Source organism: Cryobacterium sp. TMS1-20-1 (assembly GCF_004402355.1).
Lineage (GTDB): Bacteria > Actinomycetota > Actinomycetes > Actinomycetales > Microbacteriaceae > Cryobacterium > Cryobacterium levicorallinum.
In genome coordinates this window covers 1-21189 of record NZ_SOGF01000013.1, presented here as the reverse complement: position 1 = coordinate 21189, position 21189 = coordinate 1, and the positions used below count along the sequence as shown (strand labels likewise).

The window sequence follows — 21189 nt, the reverse complement described above, 5'->3', positions numbered from 1 at the left end:
TTGAGGCGCTGGTCGCGGTGAACTCCACGAGTACCTCTTCCTCGTACTCGGGCTCTGGCAGGTTTTCGGCCCACGGGGCATCCACATGGACGTGGCAGGTGCCGCAGGTGGCCATGCCGCCGCACTCGACAATCACCCTGGAACGGTGTTGCCCACGGCACCCTACATCAGGGAGAGCTCCGCCTTGATGTCGATCCGTGATCGCACCGCCGTCCAGTTTGACGAAGATGACGTGTTGACTCCCCCAAGTAGCCCTGCAGCGCCACGGTCATGCTCGCTCCTTTCCAGTAATCCGTTCAATCCACGTATTCGACGTGAACTCACACGAGTCCTTCGGGATCGACCCAGCCCGATTGCGCGGCGTAGGCGATCATTCCGGCGAAGCCCAACTGCCCCCTCGCCTCCTGCGCCACGTCACCCGCGAGCCGCTCGATCGTACCGGGGAGCACGAACAAGTGCTCCCCGTCGATCCAGGTTCCAAGCTCGGCAGATCGGTGCTGCTCCCCGCTGGGCGAACTGCGGGGAACCGCCTTGAGATGGGCGAACACCTCGGGTTTGTCCAGGCGTAACGCACTCGAATCGGGCTTGCCGGAGCCGTCGTATCGGATGACTATCAGGAGCTGACCACAGCCAAACGCTCTGCTGAGTACTTCTCGGCGAACGCCTTCTGTGCCTGCCCCGCGACGTCGGCGCTGCGGAACCCCTCGTCCATCGTTCGGTGGTAAGACTTGTCCATCGAGTCGAGAACACCCGTGAAATGTGGGATGACCTCTTCAGCGAAGAGCTCGTAGCTGCGGAGTGTCGCCGGGAAGTTCGCCCAGTCGACCCCCATCAATAGGTAGGCGCCGAAGCCGCCCGACTTGTCAATCAGACGTTGGATCTGCTTGCGCGCCATCTCGGGCGTACCGATCACTGCCGCGCCCGAGGCGTTCCACTCGTCGATCAGCTTGTCGAGATCGTAGAAGTCGGTCGGGGGCGTCGGGTTGATGTGTGCACGGTAGTCCTCGAGCACCGAGAGACCGTGACGCACGTCCGCGCGCGCCTTCTCCTCGGTCTCGGCCAGGTGCATGGGGCCCATCATTCGCCAGTCCGAACGCCTCGCCTCGCGCCCGCGAGCTCGAGCCTCCGTTTCCCAGATGTCCCAGTGGCCCGCCAGCTTCTCGACGCCGACCGGATCAGTCGCCGCAACCGAGATCATGCCGGTGCCGTACTTACCGGCGGCCTGCGGGCCGGACGGGGACATGACGCTGACGACGGTGACGTCGAAATCGGAATAGGGCAGCAACTGCAGTTCGGCATCGCGAAGGTCGTACCAGTCGGTTTTCTCCGTGACCTTCTCACCGCGGAACAGCCGGAGAATAACATCGAGCGACTCGTGTTGACGCGAGCGATTGTCGACCGGACTCTGACCGATCATTTCGGCGTCCTGAGCGAGTTGGCCCGGGCCCACTCCGAACATCACCCGACCCCGTGTCATGTGGTCCAGCTGCACGATGCGCTCGGCGACCATGAACGGGTTGTGGTAGGGAATCGAGATGACCCCCGTGCCGAGTTTGATTCGTTTCGTGCGTTGGGAAGCCGCGGCCACCATAAGCTCGGGAGAACCCACGGTCTCGATCCCTCCCGAGTGGTGTTCGCCGAGCCAGGCCTCGTCGAATCCCAAGCGATCCAGATGCTCGATGATCTGCAGGTCCTGTTCGAAAGAGAGTGTCGGGTTCAGTCCCGGCTTGTGTACCGGTCCCATGAAAATGCCGAAACGCATCGGGCTGTTGGTGAACTTCATTTGTTTCCTCTCATGTCGTGCGGGTACCGGTGGCAGATCAAAAGAACTGCTCGCCGCCGGTCAGGTTCAAAGTCGCCCCGGTCATGAACGACGAGGCGTCGGATGCGAGCCAGGCGGCAAGCCCGCCGACATCCCCACCGTGACCGAGCCGACGCACCGGCAGCGTCGCCGCCTTCTCCGCAAGGAGATCGGCGACGGGTCGGCCGGTCGAGTTGCTGATGTCGGCATACGACTTCTCGGTCATGTCCGTCAGCATCACACCAGGGCAGATCGCATTAGCGGTGATGCCGTAGCGCCCGAGCTCGGTCGCAAGGGTCTGGGTCATCGCGACGACCGCCGCCTTCGAAGCGCCGTAGATGCCGAGGTCGGGCCAGGGTGCCCGAGCGGCCTGCGACGCCAGGTTCACGATTCGTCCGAAACCGTTCGGCTTCATCACCCGCGCCGCCTCGCCGCAGGTGAGAAAGGCACCATAGGTGTTGATCGACATCACTCGCTCGTACTCGGCATCGCGGGTGTCTTCGACCGAGGAAAAGTCCTGCCGCACGCCGTGCGCGTTGACCAGCACGTCGAGTCGGCCCTCCCTCTCGACGATCTCGTCGAAGGCCTCTCTGATTGCGGCTCGGTTGCGAACGTCGACCGAGAACCGGCCGACGTGGCAGCCCACGTCCGGGGCTGTGCCCAAAGGCGCCTTGTCGAGAACGTAGACGTGGGCTCCGAGCGCCGTCATCGACTCGACGGCTCCGGCACCGAGTCCGCCCAGCCCGCCCGTGACGACGGCCACTCGTCCCTCCAGCGAGACGGCGCTAAAATCCACCATCAATTTACTCCCCACAGCTTCTCGTAGGCGCTCTTCCAATCGACCTTGCTCTCGTACGGTACGTCCGAGGCCTCGGGCAGATTGTTCTCGGCATCGACGGCGATGACTCCGATACCTTCGGGCACGAGCTCCTCGCCGGCGAGGAGGCGATTGACGGAGTCTATGGCGGCATAACCTATCCACCCCGCGTCGTGAGCCGCGCCGATCGCGGTGACGTCGCCGTTCCGCACGCCGGTGATACCACTGCTGGTTCCACTTCCGCCGTTGATCACGACCATGTCGGGATTCGCCTCCTGAGCGGCGCGGGCTCCACCGAGCGTCACGCTCATGTTGTCGGACGGGATAAAGACCGCGGTCGCGTCAGGGTTCTGCACGAGAGTCGCTCGCAGGCGCTGGATCCAAGGACCGTTCGGAACCTGATCGGCCATGGTGAACGTCACCGTGTCGACGACCTCGCATCCTGAACACCCAGTGAGCGTGTCCATGAAGCCCTTCTGGACCGGCGGAAACACGGAGTCGGTGCCCTCGTTTACGATCACCTTCGCCTTCCCATCGGACTGCGCGATGAGGTACTCGGCCGCCTGGATGCCCCACGACTCGAAGTAGGCGTTCGTATCTTGGATTTCCGGAGCATAAATCATGTCCTCGAAGAGCTGATCGCCGGTGCACGGTGTGGTCTCAACACCTAAAACTGCGATTCCCAACTCCTTGGCCTCTCGGAGCGGCGCCTTCAAGAGGTTGCAGTCCAGGGCGTGAACGATGATGGCGTCAGGCCGCGCAGCGATGGCCGTCTGCAGTGCCGAGATAAACCCGCCACCCTCGTTGAGCTTGCCGTCGGCGGTATTGAAATCGATGCCCATCGCGTCGGCGGCCTCCTGCGCAGCGCCCATGGGCAGGGCGCAGTCGGCCGCGATCGGCCCGCACGACACCCACCACACTTTCTTGCCGCTCGCCGGAGACGGCCCCTCCGTCGGCGGTGCCGTCTCGAGGCCCGTGGCGGCGAGTTCGTCGACGCTTCGCGTCGTGACGGTGCCCGATCCGGCGTTTGTGGAGTCCTCGGTCGCAGCAGGCGAGCTAACATTCGAGCCGCATGCTGTCACGCCGAAGACGGCGGCCAATCCGAGCGCGAGCCCGGCGATGAGTCGTGCTCGCGCGTTCTTGTTTTTAATCGCTGTGATGAACTCCATTGTTCGGGTAGCGGAAGGTGGTCGCATTCGTGAAAATCAGGGGGCGCTGCTGGAGCCGCCTCGACGACGGCCGATCATGGTGGAGATCATCACCGCCACGATCAGGGCTGCGCCATTGAAAACGGGCGTGACCCAGGAGTCGGCACCGAGGAGGGTAAGACCGTTGACCGCGATGGCGAGGAAGTAGACGCCGAGTATGGCGCCCCACACGTTGTATTTGCCAGGCCGGAAGCACGTGGCGCCCAGGAAGACCGCTGCCAGAGCCGGGAAGAGGTAGCCCGGGCCGGATGTCGGGTCGGCACTGCCCGCCCGTGACGTGAGGAGCACCCCGGCGATGCCGGCGATGAATCCCGCGGAGAGGAAGGCGAAGAAGATGTTGCGACGCACCCGCACACCGACAAGATGGGCAGCGCGCTCGTTCGATCCGATCGATTCGAGTTCGCGCCCGCGCGGGAAGTAGCTCAAGAGATACCAGACGATCACGGCGACGATGATCAGGAGCCAGAAAGCCTGGGGTACGAACAGGAACTGGTTGCTGCCCCAGCGGCCCACCTCCTCGGGAATTCCGTCGGAGATCGTCGAACCACCGGTTAGCCACTGCAGCACGCCCTGGAGCAGAATATACGTTCCGAGGGTGACGATGAGCCCGTTGAGCCTCAGCACCGCCACCAGGAAACCGTTGACCGCTCCGATCAGGATCGCGACCACCATGGCAACGGCGATGGCGAGCACCGGCGTGACCTGCAGCGGACCGACCAGCTGGGCGAACACGATGCTTGAGGCCCCTGCCGCGGCACCGACCGAGAGGTCGAAGTAGCCGGCCACCAGGGGGACGACCATCGCGAGTGCGATCAGCCCGGTTACAGCTTGATTCGCGAGCAGCTGACGGATGTTGGGAAGCGAGGTGAACGCGGCGCTGCTCTCCCCGTTCGTGGCGAACACGAAGATCAGGATGACGAGGAGCAACGGCAGGCCGAATCGTCCGATCTCTCGCCCGACCGATCGCTGGCGGCTAATCTGCACCGGCGCCGCGACAGCGCCCACTTCAAGGGCCGTTTCAGTTTCAGCTGACATGAGACTCGGCCTCTTCCTCATCGAACATCGCTTGCGTTAGGACATGTGCGCTCAGCCGGTCCGTCGGGATCTCGCGCGTGATGCGACCTCGCGACATAATGAGCACTCGATCGGAATGTTCGGCGAGCTCTTCGAAATCGGAGGCGACCAGGATCGCCGCGGCACCGGCCTCGATCGTGGTGCGGATCTGCCGGTAGATGTCATTGCGCGCGCCGACATCTACTCCCTGAGTGGGTTCGTCGAGCAGCAGCACCGCGGGGGAACGCTGTAGCCAGCGGGCCAGAATGACCTTCTGCTAGTTTCCGCCGGAAAGCGTCTGGAGCTCTTGCATTGGCGAGTAGGACTTCACGTCGAATGATTTGACGAGACGTTCAACATCAAGCTTCATACGCGTATTGTCGATGCGCAGCCGGCGCCAGTAGGTCTTCAATACTGCGATGCCGATGTTCTCGGTGATCGACTGGTCGAGGAACGCAGCCTCGGCTTTGCGATTCTCCGGGATGAAGGCGATACCCGCGGCCATTGCGCGCGTCGGCGTGCGGCCCACAGGGCTGCCGCCGACGCGAATGGTGCCCGATCGAAGCGCCAGGTCCCCGAAGACCGTGCGCAGGAGCTCAGTTCGGCCCGACCCGATCAGTCCGGCGATGCCGACGATCTCGCCCTGACGCACATCGAATGATACGTCTTCGACGCGGTCTGCGCAGACGTTTCGCAGCGCGAGGGCGACCTCTCCCGTTACCGCCGACGCATCGCGGTGAACGAGATCAATTTCGCGCCCGACGATCAGCCCGACGAGGTCGGACTCCGTCAGGTTGCGGGTCTGCCAGGTGCCGAGTCGAGTGCCGTCGCGGAGCACGGTGACCCGGTCGGAGAGCTTTAACACTTCGTCGAGACGATGGGTGACGATCACGATGCTGAGTCCCTCGGCTGCGTAACGCCGAAGTGCCGCGAACAGTTTGTCGACCTCATGCGGCGGTAAGGCCGTGGTCGGCTCGTCGAGGATCAAGAGGCCCGGCTCGCCGATCGTGACGTCTTGCAACGCCCGGGCGATGGCGATCTGGGTCTGCATCGCCGGCGCCAACTCGTCCATCAGTGTGTCGGGAGTAGCCGCGATGTCAAACCGCGCGATCAGCTCGTTCGCACGTTTCTTGACTGCCTTCCAGCGGATGTTCCCGATCGGTCCGCGCGGATACCCACTGCCGAGCATCAGGTTCTCCGACACCCGCATGTCGGGAAATATCCCAAGGTCCTGATGCACGACGCGCACTCCGGCCGCGTGTGAGAACTCCGCGGTGATCGAGTCGGCCCGCACTGTTCGGTCGCCGACAACGATCTTGCCATTGCCGTCACCCCGCTCGATTCCGGCCAGGATTTTGATCAACGTCGATTTGCCGGATCCATTCCCGCCGCAGAGGGCGTGGATCTCACCAGCGGCGATCTGGAGGTCTACCTGGTCGAGAGCGCGGGTACCGACGAACTGCTTCGTCAGCCCGGCAATCGTGACCATGGGGAGGCCGCCGGATGCGTCGCGCGTCAAATCTTCACCTCGGAACATCAGCCACTTCCTTGTGTCTGGTTACTGGTACCGATCAATCGATTGTTTGATTGTCGGTAAAACCTATCCATTCGAACCTCAGATGTCAATGCACGGCGGCGAAAAGAATGTCCTCCTCTGTGGCGCGTTCGGGGTCGAACTCTGCGACCACTTGGCCGGCTTTCGTGACCAGCACCCGGTCGGAGATGGCCAGCACCTCCGGAAGGTAGCTGGAGATGACAACCACAGCCTTGCCACTGTCGGCCGTGGCGCGGATGAGCGCGTGAATCGAGTCGATCGCTCCCACATCCACGCCTCGGGTTGGTTCGTCGAAGATCACGATCTCCGGGTCGGCGCTGAGTGTCTTCGCGATCACGACCTTCTGCTGATTACCGCCCGAGAGCTTCTTCACCGAGCCGTTCAGGTTCCCCCGCACCGAGAGCTCGGTGGAATAGCGCTCCACCAGCTTCCGAGCACGTTTTGGCGACGTCCAGAATCCGCGATGCTTGGCGAGCCAGCCCATATAGATGTTCTGCTCAGTGTTCATCGTCTCGAAGAAGCCGTTCTTCTTGCGATCCTCTGTGATGTATCCCACACCGGCGCGGATCGCGGCCGCCGGAGTGCGGAAGCGCACGGCCCGGCCGTCGATCACCACCCTGCCGCCTCCGAACCGGTTGCGCCTCAACGCGCCGGAGACCACGAGGGCGGTCTCCGTCCTCCCTGATCCAACGAGACCGGCGAACCCCACGATCTCGCCCCGGCGAACCCGGAACGACATCGAGCGCACGATGTTCCCGACGCTGAGCCCACGAACGACGAGCGCCGGCTCGGTGTCCGGCAACGGCGGCCTCTTCACCCGGGTGAACTGCACGTCACGCCCCACCATGCTGCGCACCAGGGCTTCCCTCGTAAACTCCGACGCCGGCGCTGTCACCTGGAGAACGCCGTCACGCATGACCGAGATCCGATCAGCATGATCAAGCGCCTCCTCCAGCACGTGCGAGACGAAAAGGATGCCGATGCCTTGGTCGCGGAGCTTCTCGATCACGTAGAAGAGCTGACGTTTGTCTTCCGGAGTGAGGGTCGCGGTGGGCTCGTCGAACATGATCACGCGGGCGCCGCTTCCCACTGCCTTCGCGATCTCGGCCATCTGCTTGTGCGCACTGCCGAGCGTCGACACGACCGCCCGCGGGTCAAGCGGAAATGTGAGCTCCGACAGCACCGCCTGCGCCGCACTGTTCACCGACTGGTCGCTGAACACGCGCGGCTCTCGACCCAGCTGCAGATTCTGGCCGACGGTCATGGAGTCGATCAGGCTGAACTCCTGGTAGACCATGGCGACGCCGCGCTTGCGCGCATCCGCGGGACTGTGGAAGTCGACCCGCCCGCCATCCATCTCCAAATGGCCTTCGTCAGGTCGGATGACGCCCGCGAGCAGTTTGCAGGCCGTCGACTTGCCCGAGCCGTTCTCCCCCACGAGCGCGTGGATCTCACCCGGCAAGATCGTCAGGTCGAGGGCATTGACCGCCGCCACTCCGGCATATCGCTTGGTGACGCCTCGCACTTCGATGAGAGGCACGGTCGCTTCCGGTTGCACGGTCATTGTCCTTCTCCAAGTTCGGGACCCGTTCGATCGAGCGAAAATACCTCGCCCGACCCACGACTCACGACCCAAAGGCGGTCGCCGTCTTCCACACTCCGCACGATTCCGTGACGGGAGCCGTTGGCTCGGCTGTGATGGCTGTAAAGCGCTCGCCCGTTCTCGTCGAGCCGGGCGATCAAGCCGTACGAGCGCGTCGGCGCCCAAGGCTTCATCTGCCCGAACACCAGCAACTCGCCACCTTGCACCTGTTCGACCGGATGGTGGAGGGTGCGCAGTTGCGGCGCGACCCAGGCCCGGGCCTCGAGTGTTCGGATCATTTCCTCTTTGTATCGTTCCTCTTTCATCACGAAATCGACCAGCGCCGACCGCGGTGCGAAGAGCGAAAGCCAGGCACCCCCGCCGGGCACGGCACTCAGCTGCCCCGGATACCCTGGGAGGTCGTCCTGCAGAACTGTGCGTCCGTGATCGTCGACGCGGATGAGGCGATGAGCCCACGCCTCGGAGACGATGCAGCCGGAATCGTCGGGGAGCAGGCCGCTCGGCCACTCGAGACCGTCGGCCACGAGAACGGCATCGGATGCGCCCGGATCGATCCGGAGAACGCTGCCTGTTCGCCCGCGGATCAGCAGGTCAGTCTGCCACTCCTCGGTGGTGCGCACCGATGACCCCACAGCGACCCAGAGCGAGCCGGAGGGATCCGAAGCGAGCGCTGTCACGTGCCCGAAGGTCGCGTCCGGGAGTCGCGGCCCCTGACGGAGAACGCCTGTCTGGGTGACGAGAAGTATCCCGCCGGTGGTCGCCAGCGCGATGTCGTCTCCGAAAGCGCAGGCTGCGGTCACGGTGGTCTCCAAGTCGATCAACAGCCGGCGGGACGCCGGATCCGCCGCGACCACTGTTTCCAGTCGCGAATCTCCAACCACCACGGCGGCGCCGTCGCCGAGCGGAAGCACGTCCACCGGGCCGGGTCCGCTCCATAGGGCGGGAGGACCGTCGAGGTCTTCGTTCGGGGTCCACGCCCCATCCATCGGCGGGATGTCCGAGCGCAGAGCGCGTTCACGCGTTCGGGCGGAACGCGACGATCGGCCCGGCAGCTTGTCGACCACGCTCATCGGATCACCTCCTGCACCCTCTCGGTACTGACCGAGACTGCCTGACCGCCGCCGCAGGGCGTTTGCCCGCAGTCGCAGGTGCCCGTGGGTACTGGGATGTAGCCGACACGGTTGTTTGTCAGGCCGCCGATGAAGAGGCGACCGTCGAACTCGCGCATCGACGTCACCATCGAATGCTCGGTCATCCCCTTGTCCCAGAAACATTCGACGAGCTCACCGGTGCTGGACAGCTTCACGAGGCACCCTTGGTTGAAATTCGGGAACATCCAGTCATCGACTGGCAGTTCATGCACCATGCGACGCTTGAACCCGACGTCTTTCATGGCGAGATCGAAGGCGGGATTCCGCACGCCGACGAAGCCGATCCAGTACCCGCCGTCGCTCGCGCGATTGATGTTGTCGGGGTAGCCGGGCAGACCATCGATGAACATCTCCAGCTGGCCGCGCTTCGGTCCCGAGTGGTAGTAGCGCTTCACGTTGGCCCGGCTGGTCGAGACGACGAGTACGGAATCGCCTTCGTGGGTGCTGCAGACGCCGTTCGGAAAGAAGAGTTCCTTCAGTACGGTTGTCGTCTTCTTGGTCGCCGGATCGTAGCAGAGCAGCCGTCCGTTCGGGCGGCTCTCCAGCGTGTCGAACATCCATTTCTCTTGGTCGAACCGCTTCGTCGCCTCGCTGAACCAGATCCTGCCATCGGGCGAGACATCCAGATCGTCGACCAACCTGAGACGACGGTCGTCAACGATCGAGAACAGCGAGCGCCGGGTGCGGTCGGTCAACGTGGTCGCGATTCCAGCTGGATCGATCGAGACCAATCCCCGCCCTGCGCTGCAGAGGATCAGGTTGCCTTCGAGGTCGAACACCAGGCCCAGCGGGCCACCACCCGGCCGAGAGAATAGTTCGGCGTGCTCGTAGTCGACTCCGGAGAACCTCCAGACCCAGCCTCGGCGGTCTCCGCAATATACCCGACCCTCGCGGTCGACAGCGCAATCTTCGGGTCCCTCGACGACTCCGAGCCCGATTCTCCCCGCCGAAGCGAGCTTGTCGTTGAGAGCCCAGAACGAGCCGCTGCCGACATCGAAGTCGGGCAGCGCCCCGCTCAACTCCACCGCGGTGGGAGCCACTTCGAGCTTCTCCAGTACTCTCCCCCGGTGCTTCAAGAACTTTGCGTCGATCGTGACCGCTGCGAGCAAGAGCAGCGCGATCAGCACACCGTAGATGTTCGCGTCGGCGCCCTGGTTGATGAGAGTCCTGCCCAGAACGGCCACGGCCAGGGTCGCGACCAGCAGCCGCGGAACGGTTCCCACACCACCGGCCAGACTCACACCTGCCAGAAGGAGCGTGGCCAGGAGCGCGAACTCCTGACCACCGCCGATCTGGTCGCTGACCGCCCCGACCCGCGCGGCGAAGAAGATGCCCGCGATGGAGGCCAGGAGGCCGGCGACCAAATAGCTTGTGAACTTCACCCGCTTGGTCGCGATGCCGGCCTCGCGGGACGCTCGCTCCGAGGCCCCGGTGGCGACGAAGTGACTGCCGAGCCTCGTGCGCGTTTGCACGAGGTGCAGAACGAGGGCGACCACGAGGAACAGCAGAACAGGCACCTTCAGCCCCACAACAGTTCCCGCCTCGAAGAAGGCCCAGGTCGGATCGTCGATCGCACGAGTCTCCAGGCTCCGGTTCGCGGAATCGCTGACGATCGTGAGGACGCTCCGGAGCGACACCAGCACTACGAGGGTGGTGAGCAGCGGTCTCATCCCCAGGCCCACCACGAGGAAACCGTTCACCGCTCCGATGGCTGCGCCGACCACGAGGGCCGCGACCAGCGCCAGGGGCGGCGAGAGGATGCCCTGCTGCGCGAGAACCAGTGAGACGACCGATGACAGCGCGTAGGTTCCGACGACACTGATGTCGATCCCACCGGCCAGCACCGTGAGAGCGAGCCCGAGGCCGAGGAATCCGGTGATGGCCAGATCGAAACCGATGTCGTTAATATTCTGCGCGTTGAGAAGATACGGGTCGACGATGAGCGCCCAGACGAGCGCCACGAGCAGCGTGACGACGGGCACCCAGCCCTGCATCCATTTGCGGCCGAGCAGGTCGGCCACGCTTCTTTGGAGCGACCATCGAACGGCCAAGGGCGGGCGTTTCACGTTCACGGTTTGCGTTCGCACAATGGGCTTATTTCGTCACGGAGTAGCAGATGTTTGGCTCGAAGTAGTTCTCCGCGGTGATTCGGATCAGCGGCGTGTACACCGCGAAGCGGCTGTTGCCCGCACCGATGTTCGACTCGAGCAGCATCTGAATCACGGAGGCGACTTGGATTCCAAGACGCGGGCCGTTGCTCGCCGTTGCGCCGTCGAAGATACCGTCTCTCACCCCGATGCACGAGGCGTTGCCCCCGCCCATCGTCCAGACCCCGATCTTGCCCGTCTTGCCGGCGCTGGACACTGCGTTGCCCGCGCCGATCATGCTCTCGTCATAGGTGCCGGCGATCCCGCAGAGGTCGGGGCTCTGCTGCATCATCGCCGTGCTCATGGTGGCCGCGACACTCGGGTCCAGGCCCGACGACTGTTCGCTGACGATGGTCATCCCGCTTTCGTCGGCGACCGACTTGAAGCCGTCGGTCGCCGCGATGTCGAAGCTGGAATTGGGGAGAGCGTGCAGCAGGCCGACCTTCTTGCCCTCGCACTTCTCCGCGACCAGCTGACCGAGCAGCAGTCCTTCGTCGCGGAAGTCGGGTCCGACGTAGGCGTCGGTGATGGTGGTCGACTGCAGGTTCGACTGGATGACGTAGATTCCCGCATCTTGGGCTTCCGTCAGAAGCTTGGCGGTGATCTGAGGATCGAGGCTGATCACGACAAGCACATCCGGTTTTTTCTGAATGGCGGCCTGGAGGTTCGCAACCTGCTTCTGCGGGTCGTTCGCCGGATCCATCACCTCGTAGTCGACGCCGATGTTTCCCATCTGCAGCGCGAGTTCCGCGTTCTGCGAATCGTGAATGGGGTAACCGAGGCCCTGCGGCACGAAGATCACGCTCTTGCCGGCGAACACATCACTCGCGACGTCGTTCATATCGGCCAAATTGGTGTCGGCGGGGAGACTGATCTCTACCGACCCGCCCTCGACCGAGAGAGGTTGCTCCGGTCCCGACTCTTCGGCGCCCGAAGTGCAGCCCGCGACGAGCAGCAAACCGAGTGCCAGCGGCAGGGCGAGTGCTGCTTTGTGGATTTTCGACATGGTGGTCCTTTCTTCGACGCCTCGACTTCATTGTGAGGCGAATAAGCGAATGGTCAGAGGTCCCCAGGTTTCAGGTCTTCAAGCGAACGCGGATGGAGAACGGCGTCCATCGCGAGCGCGGTAAGAAGAACGACGCCCTTGACGAGCACCTTCTGGTTCTCGGAGAAGTCGAGGAGCGTGAGGGCGTTCAGCAGCAGCGCTACGAGAAGCGCGCCGACGAGCACGCCGGCCACTCCGCCCCGGCCTCCTGCCAGGCTCACCCCGCCGATGACGGCGACGGTGATGATGTCGTAGAGCATCGCGGATGTGCCTTGGCTCGAGGCGAGAGCCCCGCCCTGCGCGGCCATCACGAGACCGGCCACGAATGCCAGCCCCGCGGAGGCGATGAAAGCACCGACCGTGATAACCCGGATCGCGATACCCGAGAGCCGTGCCGCCTCAGCGTTGTCGCCCTTGGCGTAGAGAAAGCGCCCCGGAACCGACCGGGAGAGCACGAGCTGCAGGGCGACAGCGACGATCACAAGCACAACCAGAGCCGCGGGCACTCCGAGGAGTGAGCCTCCGAGCGCCTGGCGGATGCCGCCAGCCTGGGCGGGCAGAACCTGGCTAGCTTCGCCGAAGAACGTGAGCCTGGCCACGCCCATGACCAGCAGCGACATCCCGATCGTGACGACGAGGGAGGGCAGATCGACGAATGCGACGATCACGCCGTTCAGAACGCCGATCAGCACGGCGAAGCCGAGGCCGCCGAGGAGCGCCACGGCGAGCGGCACCTCGTTCGCGGCGAGCGACATCACAACCTGCGCCGAGCACACCGCGACGACGAGCACGGAGAAGTCCACCGCCCCACCGATGATCGTGATAGCGATCGCCAGTCCGAGGATCGCCAACGGGATCTGCCCGACCAATGCGTTCTGCAGGTTCGACATGGAGAAGAAGCCCTGCACCAGAACGGAGCACAGCACGAAGACGATCACCACCACGATCACGAGCAACCAGAACTGATTGATTCGTCGCCCGCGGCTCAGCCAATCAGTCGACCTGAATGACGTGGAGCCGAGCGCACTGGTCACAATTCATCGTTCCTATCATCATTGACACGGAACAGCGCTTAATCGAGCGACTGTTTGGTTGACACAGTATAAGGAGGCCAGCTATCCGTCAAGACATCTCTCCGCCCAAACGATTGTTTTATTTCGTGGCAGCTTGCCTCGACTTCTCCGTCAGCGATCGAGGCTGGCCACCGCGTCCTCGAGCGGTTGAGTCGGCTCTGCGACGCGCACGAAGGCCATCGTGATCAAGGCGATCACGACCACCGCGATGATGAAGAAGCCCGGTGCGATGTTCATCCCGGTGGTCTGCACCAGCCACACGGCGAAGAACGGGGCCGTACCACCGGCGATCACCGCACCGAGGCTGTAGCCCAGGCCCATGCCCGACATTCGCAGGTGCGGCTGGAAGAGCATCGGCAGCATCGAGTAGGCAGCCACCTGCAGGAAGGATGCGTTCAGCACGAAGACCAGGAACGCGAGTGCGGCCAGCGGCAGACTGCCGAGCCCCATCACAGCCAGGACTGGAATCGTCAGCGCACCGTAGCCGACCAGACCGATCACGGCCAGCGGCTTCAAGCCGACCTTGTCGCCGAGCCGGCCGGTGAAGAGCATTGCGATCGCGGACAGTGCGATTCCCGCCGTCACGAACCAGTACACCGGGGTCGCCGGGTAGCCCAGCGTGCTGATCAGGTAGATCGACATGTAGGTGAAGCCGAGGTAGCTCGCAGCATTCACCGCCATCGCGATCAGAACCGTCTTGAGCAAGGCACGCCAGTCATCGTGGAGCAACGCGGCGAAGGGCAGCTTGACACCGACTCTCTTCGCTGGCGCCACCTTGTCCTCCACATCGGTGGAGATGCGTCGGCGCACCGCAAAGCAGATGATGGTCAACGGCAACGCGACGAGGAAGGGAATCCGCCAGCCCCACTCCGCCATCTGCTCGGGCGTCACGATCCCCGACACGAACCCGGTGATCGCTGAGGCACCCGCGAAGCCGATCGATGCGCCGAGCGGGTTGAACGCACCGTACCGCGAGCGTTTCTCGGCCGGGCTCATCCTCAGCACATATGTGGTTGCGCCCGCGACTTCTCCACCGACGGAGAACCCCTGCACCAAGCGGCACAGCAACAAGACGATCGGAGCGACCAGGCCAACCTGCGCGTAGGTGGGGATGAAAGCGATGACCGAGGTCGCGATCCCCATGGTGGAAATGGTAATCACGAGGATCGCCTTCCCGGAGATCCGGTCGCCGAAATGCCCGAAGATGATGCCACCCAACGGCCTGGCGACGTAGGCGAGTGCGAACACGCCGAGGGATAGCAGAAGCGAGACTATCGGGTCACCCGACGGGAAGATCAGTGGCGCGAGGAAGATCGCGGTGTAGCCGTAGACGCTGAGGTCGTAGCCTTCAATGAAGGTTCCAAGACCCGCGGTTATCGCGGCTCGTCGCGGACTCGTCGTAATTTCGGGCGTGCTCATAGTGTTGGTCAGAGCCATTTCTTCCTCCATTGGAAGTTCTCGTCGTGTAGGCGGGAGCGAGTCGTAATCAGGCGAAGACGGAGCCGTAGGCGGCACGAAGTCGCTTTTTATCGATTTTCATAGTCTCAGTCTTCGGGATCTCATCGACGTACTCGAATCGCCTGGGCACTTTATAGCCGGCAATCTGTGGTTTTAGGAAATCGATCAGACGCTGGTCATCGGGCGCGTAGCCGGTCTTCAGTGCGATGACCGCGCACACCTGCTCACCCCAGACCCCGCTGGGGTCTGGAGTTCCGATGACGCACACCTCGCGGACGGACTCGTGGGCGAGGATGGCGGGTTCGACGTCGCTCGGGAAAACCGTCTGACCGCCGGTGCGGATGATCTCTTTCTGGCGGCCTGCGATGAACAAGTAGCCGTCCTCGTCCATCCGGGCGACGTCTCCGGTGTGCAGCCATCCATCGACGAGGACTTCCGCCGTTGCCGTCGGGTTGTGCAGGTAGCCCAGCATTACGTCGTTCGCCCGCACCACGATCTCACCCGTTCCGCCCCGACCGACGAAACTGCCGTCTTCGGCAAGTAGGCGCACGTCGACACCGGCGACAGGACGGCCGATGGAACCAATCTTCCTTTCGGCATCGACGCCGCGGAGAACGGTCAGAAGTGGTGGAGCCTCGGATTGACCGTAGATGTGGTAAAGCCCACTCATCCCAACGCCGAAGACATCGGCAACTTCACGAAGCAGTCGCTCGGAGGTCACCATGCCACCGATGTAACAGAGACGAAGGCTCGAGAGATCCGCGTCGCCGATGGCAGGGCTGTCTAAAAGCATCCGGAAGTGGGTGGGGTTGAAGAGGGCAACGGTGACGTGTTCACGCTCGATGGTGCGCAGGATCTCGGCCGCATCGAATCTCGGCATGATGACGATGCTTCCGCCGACGTAGAAGTACTTGTGCACGATTGACTCGTAGCCGCCCACATTGAAGAGAGGAAAGCCACAGAGCCCGCGATCGTCTTCGGTCAATCCGAGCGACAACGCGAACTGGGCAGCGTTCAGAACGTGCCCGCGTTGCGTCTTCAGCACTCCCTTGGGGTTGCCGGTTGTTCCGCTTGTGTAGAAGACGATATGCGGATCCGACTCGTCGACATGACGTGTCGGCGCATCCGGAGACGCGGTAGCTAGCAGCTCGCCCCAGAGGAGGAATCCGGCCGCGGCCTTGTCTAGTCCGACCACCGTCGTGCTCGAATGGACAGCGTAGTCCGTCACCACGGAGAACCACTCGGGTTCACTGATCACGAGGCTCGGCAACACCTGTTCGAGAAGCGCGGTAATCTCGCCCGACCGTAGCCAGTAGTTGATCGGGTTGAGGATCGCCCCGATTCGGGCGGTCGCAAGGTAGGAGATGACATGCTCGGCCCGGTTGCGGCTGAGCAGCGTGACGTACTGCCCGCGTTCGATGCCGAGCCCGATCATCGCGTTCGAGAGTCGGTTGACGGCTTCGTCGAGTTGTGCGTAGGTCCAGTGAGCTTCTTCGACAATCAATGCGACCTTCTCCGGGTCGCGAGCGGCGTTGCGCGAAACCGAGTCGCTGACGAGCAGCATGTCAGCGCACCTCTCCACCGATGCGGACCGAGGAGAGCCGGCCGAGAATCGCGGCCGCCTCTTCGGTGATCTTACGCACGAAGGGATCGACATCGATCAGGTCGTTGATGGCGCCCGACACCTGGCCCGCCGGAAGAAGTCCGGGCTCGAGGTCGCCGTCGCGCTGCGCGCCGATCAATCTCCCGTCCTTCCAGGCCGTGAGCTGCATCGTGTCCATGGTTCCGGCTGCCACCAGCTCGGCGAGTTCGGCGATTCCGCGGCTCGGTAGAGCCCGGGAGGGCCCGTAGATTGCATCGAAGATGATGTCGTCACCCTCTTTGGCATCGTTGATGCGCTGGGCGTAAGCGGGATTCCAATCGGTGTTGTCGCGGCTGGCGACGAAACGTGTGCCCATCGCGATGCCATCGGCGCCGAGGCAGAGGGCAGCAGCCAGTCCCCGTCCATCACGGAATCCCCCCGTGAGGATCGTCGGTATGGAGACGTGATCGGCAACGCTCGGCCCCAGGATGATCGTGCTGACGGGCCGGGAGTGGGTGTGCCCACCGGCCTCGTAGCCCGACACGATCAGCCCGTCGACGCCATCCTTCTCCGCACGGATTGCCTGGCGCGTTCCGCCGACCTTGTGCAGATGGATCAGACCGCTGTCGCGGATGATGCCTCGCACCACGCCGGGAGCCCCGGCCGATGTGGTGATGGCCTTCAGTCGTTTAGCTACCTCCGGGTCGGAGATCGACTCGACCACTGCCCTGACATAAGCAGCACTGAACGGCAGCACCTCGCCGTCGCTCGTGGTGCCCACCGGAATGTTCACGGTGAACGGCTTGTCGGTGAGGCTGCAGGCTTCGTCGATGAAGTCGCGAAGGTGCTTGGCGCCTTCCACCTCACCCTCGGTCATGCCCGGCATGCTCACGGTGCCGAGGCCGCCCGCGTTCGAGACCGCAGCGGCTAGCTTCACGGTCTTATAGGGGCCGAGCCCCTCTTGGATGACCGGGTAGCGGATTCCTAAGAGGTCGGTGAGCCGCGTGTTTAGCGGACTCATTTCGCCAGTGTCAGTCATGTTTATGGTTCACCTTTGATCCAATGTGACGATTTCATCAACCAACCGAATGGTCGATAGCATCATGTTACCGACGCGCTAGTCCGTGTCAAGCGTGAATGCTCGGTGTCAAGCGAGGAGGATTGTCGACGTGGATATTTCTGGCGCAGTTGCGTTCGCTCCCGAAGAGGGCGAACTGCGTCGACTCGCTGACGGCGTGTACTGGTCCCGACTGCCCCTTCCATATGCACCGTTCCATGTGAACTGCTACGTCCTGGACGATGAGGACGGTTGGCTGATCGTGGAGGCGGGAATCGACAGTCCCGACACCCGCCGAGTCTGGCAGATGCTACTGGACGGGCCACTGGCGTCGAAGCCCGTTAACCGACTCGTAGTGACGCACTGGCACAGCGACCACGTCGGCCTCGCAGGATGGCTCGTCGCAGAGACCGGGGCGGCTCTCATCATGTCCGACCAAGAGTTCTCCCGAGCCTGGAAGCACTGTGCCCTTGGGCGCACCGAGCGCCGCGCTCAGGAGAGCGAGCACCTCCGCCGGCACGGAGCCGATGTCCGGCAGCTGGCGCCGTGGCTGGATGCCGGGTTCGACTACCTCTCCCACATGAGTCCACTGCCGTCTGCGTACGAGTCCCCGGCCGCCGGCACGGCGTTCCGAATCGGATCCGACACGTTCCGGGTGGTTCATCTCGGCGGACACTCTCCTGCCGCTCTCGGCCTCTACTCCCCGTCCAGCCATATCTTCATCTGCGGCGACCAGATCGCTCCTGAGTTCGTGCCGAGCGTGGGGCAGCTTTCCGATTCGGCCGGCCAGGATGTGCTCTCCGACTATCTGTCCTCGGTACTGAGCATCAGAGATGCCCTCCCTGCCGACACCCTGGTACTGCCCGGCCATCAGGAGCCGAACATGAACCTGCACGAATCGATCGACAGGATCGTCGCATACCACCGTAAGGTCGACGGGCGAATCCTCGAGACGGCGCGGGATGCCCCGATCTCGGCTGCGGAGCTGGTGCCATTGATGTCCCGAAAGGCAGCCGACGACGTCTGGCTCGGCTTCACGATCAGCCGTGCCATCGCCTACGCCACACGACTCACGACTCACGAACATCGGGCTCCTGATCGCCGAGGACGATGGCGATGTCGTGCGCTACCGCACCGCCGAGCGCTCATGACGAATTCCGAGAGGAACACCATGCCTGATTCACCCGACGACCCGCGATTTCAGCTCGTTGCGCCCGAGTCAGCCGACAGCATCCGCGCTCTCGTCTGCGAAGAGCTCGGTCCGCCTTCCAATCTCTCGCTCAGGACGATCGCCCGACACACGCTCACTCCGAGCTCCGTGCGCATCCGGGTGCACGCTGCCGGCATCAACTTCCCCGACGTGCTGGTGATCGCCGGTACTTACCAGGTGAAGAGGCCATTGCCCCTTGTGCCGGGCTCGGAATGCGCGGGCGTGGTCGTCGAGGTCGGGGCCGAGGTCGATTCCGTTCAGGTCGGCGATCGCGTTCTCGCAGTGCCGCTCGTGGGCTGCTTCAGCGAAGAGGTAGTCGTCAACGCGATCGACGTGTTCCGCATCCCCGATGCACTCTCGTTCGCATCCGCCGCGAGCTTTCCGATCATCTACGGCACTTCGGGCCACGCGTTGCTGGATCGGGGACGACTCCGCGAGGGTGACACCGTTCTGGTGAACGGCGCCGGTGGCGGCATCGGCCTCGCTGCGGTGGAGATCGCTTACGCCGCCGGTGCCACCGTGATCGCCTCGGCGAGCTCAGCGGAGAAACGCGAGGTGGCTCTCAGGCACGGAGCGAGCTACACCATCGACCACACCTCGGAGAACGTGAGTAGCCGGGTCGCCGAGCTAACGAACGGTCGCGGGGTCGACGTCGTGGTCGATCCCGTGGGTGGGGATGCGTTCGACAGCGGTCTGCGAAGCCTCGCTGGGGTGGTCGTATCCTGGTGATCGGCTTCACGTCGGGCGTGATTCCCCAGGTGAAGGTCAACCGCTTGCTCCTCCACGGCTGCGAGGTGGTTGGCGTGTACTGGGGGCTGCAAAAAGAGCACGATCTCCTCGGATTCCGACTGGGGATGCAGCATTTGCTCGACCTCGTGGGTCAGGGGCGAATGGCCGGCCCCGAACCACACGCCGTGGGCTTCAGTGACGTGGTCGGCGTGCTCGAGGCCCTCCGCAACCGCACTGCCAGCGGGAAGTTCGTCGTGCTCACCGACGACTCTCACTCCTAACTTCCACGCGTGCGCCGCGATCGACAGTCAGTGGACAGCGAGCGCGTAGGCCGTCGAGCTTGCGCCACCCGTCAGCGCCGAGGGGAGCTGCGCTGACGAAGAACGTGTGCTGACCCGATTCCGCAGCCCGCTGGGCGACCCGCTCGAAGTTGAGCAGCTCGGCGAACGGCATCCCGAGTCCGGGAATGAGCTTGCGGTGCAGCGAACCGTTCCTGGGCCCCCCGGCGCACTCCGCTCTGGACGCAGCCTGCTCACGATAGGCCCGCAGGCATCCTGTCCGTCTGCACAGGATGCCATCCCGTCGGAGCTCGACGTCTTTCGCCTCAGGATCGTGTCGAGCTCGCCAGCCTCAATGACATCACCCCCGAGCGGATCCCACTCGCGGGCGATGTCGCGGCGCGCGGTGGGGACGTCGGTGGGAACTCCGCGACCGACGATCGTGGCTCAGGGTATTCTTTCCCATCCGTACCCTGACCATGCCACGGCCATTTGGCGCCACGTGTTCGCTACATCACACGCAATGGCCCAGCTAGACGATATGAGGGTGGCAAACTTTTCTGGCTGAGGCCTCCGTTCATATAGACGTGGGTTGCCAGTCGGTGAAGAGTTGGCCTATCCGACAGTTGAACTTTGGAGGCCCCAGTGACTACCTATCGTAATTTCATTGGCCTGGATGTGCACGCACGTTCTGTGGCTGGCTGCGCTATCGATGTTGACACTGGTGAGGTGGTTCGTCGACGATTCGGCGGCGAGACGGCCGAGGTCCTCGCGTGGACGGCTTCGCTTCCTGGCCCCTCGGCGGCGACGTATGAGGCCGGGCCGACCGGTTTTGGCTTGTTCCGTCAGCTGAACGCGTCCGGTGTTGATTGCGTCGTCGCGGCGCCGTCGAAACTGCAACGCCCGTCGGGGGATCGGGTGAAGACTGATGCCCGGGATGCGTTCCATTTGGCCCGGCTGCTGAAGCTGGACGAGATCGTCGCGGTGACGGTTCCGACGGTCCAGGAGGAGACGGCGAGGGATTTGGTGCGTTCCCGCGAGGACACCCGACAGGATCTAATGAGCGCCCGGCACCGCCTGTCGAAGCTGTTACTGAGGCACGGGCTGGTGTATTCGGATGGCGACGCGTGGACCCAGAAACATGACCGATGGTTGCGGTCTCACCGGGGCGGTGACCTCGCATTCCAAACCACGTTCGACGCGTCTGACCTGCCGTGGGCATTTCGGACAGCGGAATTAGTGGATTCTTCTACGCTGCCAATGCTGGCTGCTGATAACCATAGTGGACTTCATTCGGCCTTCGGTAACCGAGTGCGGAGTGCCGGCGTCGACTGTTGTAAAACCCTTCGATATATCGGATGACGTCGCTGCGAGCTTGGGATTTCGTGGCATACGCGGTGCGGTAAACACGCTCATTTTTGA

General features: G+C 63.5%; 17 protein-coding genes and 2 pseudogenes. 3 read left to right on the top strand and 16 right to left on the bottom strand.

Features of this window, described 5'->3' with window-relative positions:
* Positions 1-320 precede the first annotated feature (320 nt).
* From E3O45_RS02060 to E3O45_RS01990, 15 genes are all read right to left on the bottom strand, one after another.
* Positions 321-548 carry a hypothetical protein gene (locus tag E3O45_RS02060; protein ID WP_134441356.1) on the bottom strand — a complete coding sequence of 76 codons (228 nt, stop codon included), beginning with the start codon at positions 546-548 and terminating at the stop codon, positions 321-323.
* 65 nt (positions 549-613) lie between these two features.
* Positions 614-1783, bottom strand: a complete 1170-nt coding sequence (locus E3O45_RS02055; protein WP_134441354.1) for an LLM class flavin-dependent oxidoreductase — start codon at positions 1781-1783, stop codon at positions 614-616.
* A gap of 37 nt (positions 1784-1820) precedes the next feature.
* A complete protein-coding gene (locus tag E3O45_RS02050; protein ID WP_134441352.1) occupies positions 1821-2600 on the bottom strand; it encodes an SDR family NAD(P)-dependent oxidoreductase in 780 nt (259 codons plus the stop codon).
* Positions 2600-3787 (bottom strand): sugar ABC transporter substrate-binding protein, encoded by a 1188-nt coding sequence (locus E3O45_RS02045; protein ID WP_166789368.1) that lies wholly within the window; start codon positions 3785-3787, stop codon positions 2600-2602. Before E3O45_RS02045 ends, E3O45_RS02050 begins: the two co-directional genes overlap by 1 nt.
* Before the next feature lie 36 nt (positions 3788-3823).
* On the bottom strand, positions 3824-4861 hold the full coding sequence (locus E3O45_RS02040; RefSeq protein WP_166789367.1) for an ABC transporter permease: 1038 nt from the start codon (positions 4859-4861) through the stop codon (positions 3824-3826).
* Positions 4851-5114, bottom strand: a complete 264-nt coding sequence (locus tag E3O45_RS02035; RefSeq protein ID WP_134441346.1) for a hypothetical protein — start codon at positions 5112-5114, stop codon at positions 4851-4853. The genes E3O45_RS02040 and E3O45_RS02035 overlap by 11 nt, the downstream gene beginning before the upstream one ends.
* Positions 5115-5156: 42 nt before the next feature.
* Positions 5157-6416: a sugar ABC transporter ATP-binding protein gene (locus tag E3O45_RS02030; RefSeq protein ID WP_134441344.1), complete on the bottom strand. Its 1260-nt coding sequence runs from the start codon at positions 6414-6416 to the stop codon at positions 5157-5159.
* An 85-nt stretch (positions 6417-6501) separates the two neighbouring features.
* Positions 6502-7998, bottom strand: coding sequence for a sugar ABC transporter ATP-binding protein (locus tag E3O45_RS02025; protein ID WP_134441343.1), 1497 nt, complete (start codon positions 7996-7998; stop codon positions 6502-6504).
* Positions 7995-9107, bottom strand: a complete 1113-nt coding sequence (locus E3O45_RS02020; RefSeq protein WP_134441341.1) for a hypothetical protein — start codon at positions 9105-9107, stop codon at positions 7995-7997. The genes E3O45_RS02025 and E3O45_RS02020 overlap by 4 nt, the downstream gene beginning before the upstream one ends.
* The gene (locus E3O45_RS02015; RefSeq protein ID WP_134441339.1) at positions 9104-11209 is read right to left on the bottom strand and encodes an SMP-30/gluconolactonase/LRE family protein; all 2106 of its coding nucleotides are present in this window, start codon (positions 11207-11209) and stop codon (positions 9104-9106) included. Before E3O45_RS02015 ends, E3O45_RS02020 begins: the two co-directional genes overlap by 4 nt.
* A 73-nt stretch (positions 11210-11282) precedes the next feature.
* Positions 11283-12341: a sugar ABC transporter substrate-binding protein gene (locus E3O45_RS02010; protein ID WP_134441338.1), complete on the bottom strand. Its 1059-nt coding sequence runs from the start codon at positions 12339-12341 to the stop codon at positions 11283-11285.
* Between the two features lie 53 nt (positions 12342-12394).
* The gene (locus tag E3O45_RS02005) at positions 12395-13414 is read right to left on the bottom strand and encodes an ABC transporter permease (RefSeq protein ID WP_134441336.1); all 1020 of its coding nucleotides are present in this window, start codon (positions 13412-13414) and stop codon (positions 12395-12397) included.
* 150 nt (positions 13415-13564) lie between these two features.
* On the bottom strand, positions 13565-14890 hold the full coding sequence (locus tag E3O45_RS02000) for an MFS transporter (RefSeq protein ID WP_166789366.1): 1326 nt from the start codon (positions 14888-14890) through the stop codon (positions 13565-13567).
* A gap of 49 nt (positions 14891-14939) precedes the next feature.
* Positions 14940-16475 carry a class I adenylate-forming enzyme family protein gene (locus E3O45_RS01995; RefSeq protein ID WP_166789365.1) on the bottom strand — a complete coding sequence of 512 codons (1536 nt, stop codon included), beginning with the start codon at positions 16473-16475 and terminating at the stop codon, positions 14940-14942.
* A 1-nt stretch (position 16476) separates the two neighbouring features.
* On the bottom strand, positions 16477-17532 hold the full coding sequence (locus E3O45_RS01990; RefSeq protein WP_198418207.1) for a nitronate monooxygenase family protein: 1056 nt from the start codon (positions 17530-17532) through the stop codon (positions 16477-16479).
* A gap of 130 nt (positions 17533-17662) precedes the next feature.
* Here E3O45_RS01990 and E3O45_RS01985 point away from each other — a divergent pair, with 130 nt between their 5' ends.
* The 3 genes and pseudogenes from E3O45_RS01985 to E3O45_RS01975 form a co-directional block, all read left to right on the top strand.
* Positions 17663-19489 (top strand): MBL fold metallo-hydrolase, encoded by a 1827-nt coding sequence (locus tag E3O45_RS01985; protein WP_166789364.1) that lies wholly within the window; start codon positions 17663-17665, stop codon positions 19487-19489.
* A complete protein-coding gene (locus E3O45_RS01980; protein ID WP_134441328.1) occupies positions 19486-19770 on the top strand; it encodes a hypothetical protein in 285 nt (94 codons plus the stop codon). The genes E3O45_RS01985 and E3O45_RS01980 overlap by 4 nt, the downstream gene beginning before the upstream one ends.
* 642 nt (positions 19771-20412) lie before the next feature.
* Positions 20413-20850: pseudogene (locus E3O45_RS01975) on the top strand (transposase); the annotation flags it as partial.
* A gap of 166 nt (positions 20851-21016) precedes the next feature.
* On the opposite strand, the pseudogene E3O45_RS01970 reads toward E3O45_RS01975, so the two are convergent.
* A pseudogene (locus E3O45_RS01970) lies at positions 21017-21189 on the bottom strand (IS3 family transposase); the annotation flags it as partial.

Excerpts from the sequence above, each read along its gene's own strand:
- E3O45_RS02045 (WP_166789368.1), bottom strand. The coding sequence starts at position 3,787 with ATGGAGTTCATCACAGCGATTAAAAACAAGAACGCGCGAGCACGACTC.
- E3O45_RS01995 (WP_166789365.1), bottom strand. The coding sequence starts at position 16,475 with ATGCTGCTCGTCAGCGACTCGGTTTCGCGCAACGCCGCTCGCGACCCG.
- E3O45_RS02000 (WP_166789366.1), bottom strand. The coding sequence starts at position 14,890 with ATGGCTCTGACCAACACTATGAGCACGCCCGAAATTACGACGAGTCCG.
- E3O45_RS02055 (WP_134441354.1), bottom strand. The coding sequence starts at position 1,783 with ATGAAGTTCACCAACAGCCCGATGCGTTTCGGCATTTTCATGGGACCG.
- E3O45_RS02020 (WP_134441341.1), bottom strand. The coding sequence starts at position 9,107 with ATGAGCGTGGTCGACAAGCTGCCGGGCCGATCGTCGCGTTCCGCCCGA.
- E3O45_RS02025 (WP_134441343.1), bottom strand. The coding sequence starts at position 7,998 with ATGACCGTGCAACCGGAAGCGACCGTGCCTCTCATCGAAGTGCGAGGC.
- E3O45_RS02010 (WP_134441338.1), bottom strand. The coding sequence starts at position 12,341 with ATGTCGAAAATCCACAAAGCAGCACTCGCCCTGCCGCTGGCACTCGGT.
- E3O45_RS02040 (WP_166789367.1), bottom strand. The coding sequence starts at position 4,861 with ATGTCAGCTGAAACTGAAACGGCCCTTGAAGTGGGCGCTGTCGCGGCG.
- E3O45_RS01990 (WP_198418207.1), bottom strand. The coding sequence starts at position 17,532 with ATGACTGACACTGGCGAAATGAGTCCGCTAAACACGCGGCTCACCGAC.
- E3O45_RS02050 (WP_134441352.1), bottom strand. The coding sequence starts at position 2,600 with ATGGTGGATTTTAGCGCCGTCTCGCTGGAGGGACGAGTGGCCGTCGTC.
- E3O45_RS02030 (WP_134441344.1), bottom strand. The coding sequence starts at position 6,416 with ATGTTCCGAGGTGAAGATTTGACGCGCGACGCATCCGGCGGCCTCCCC.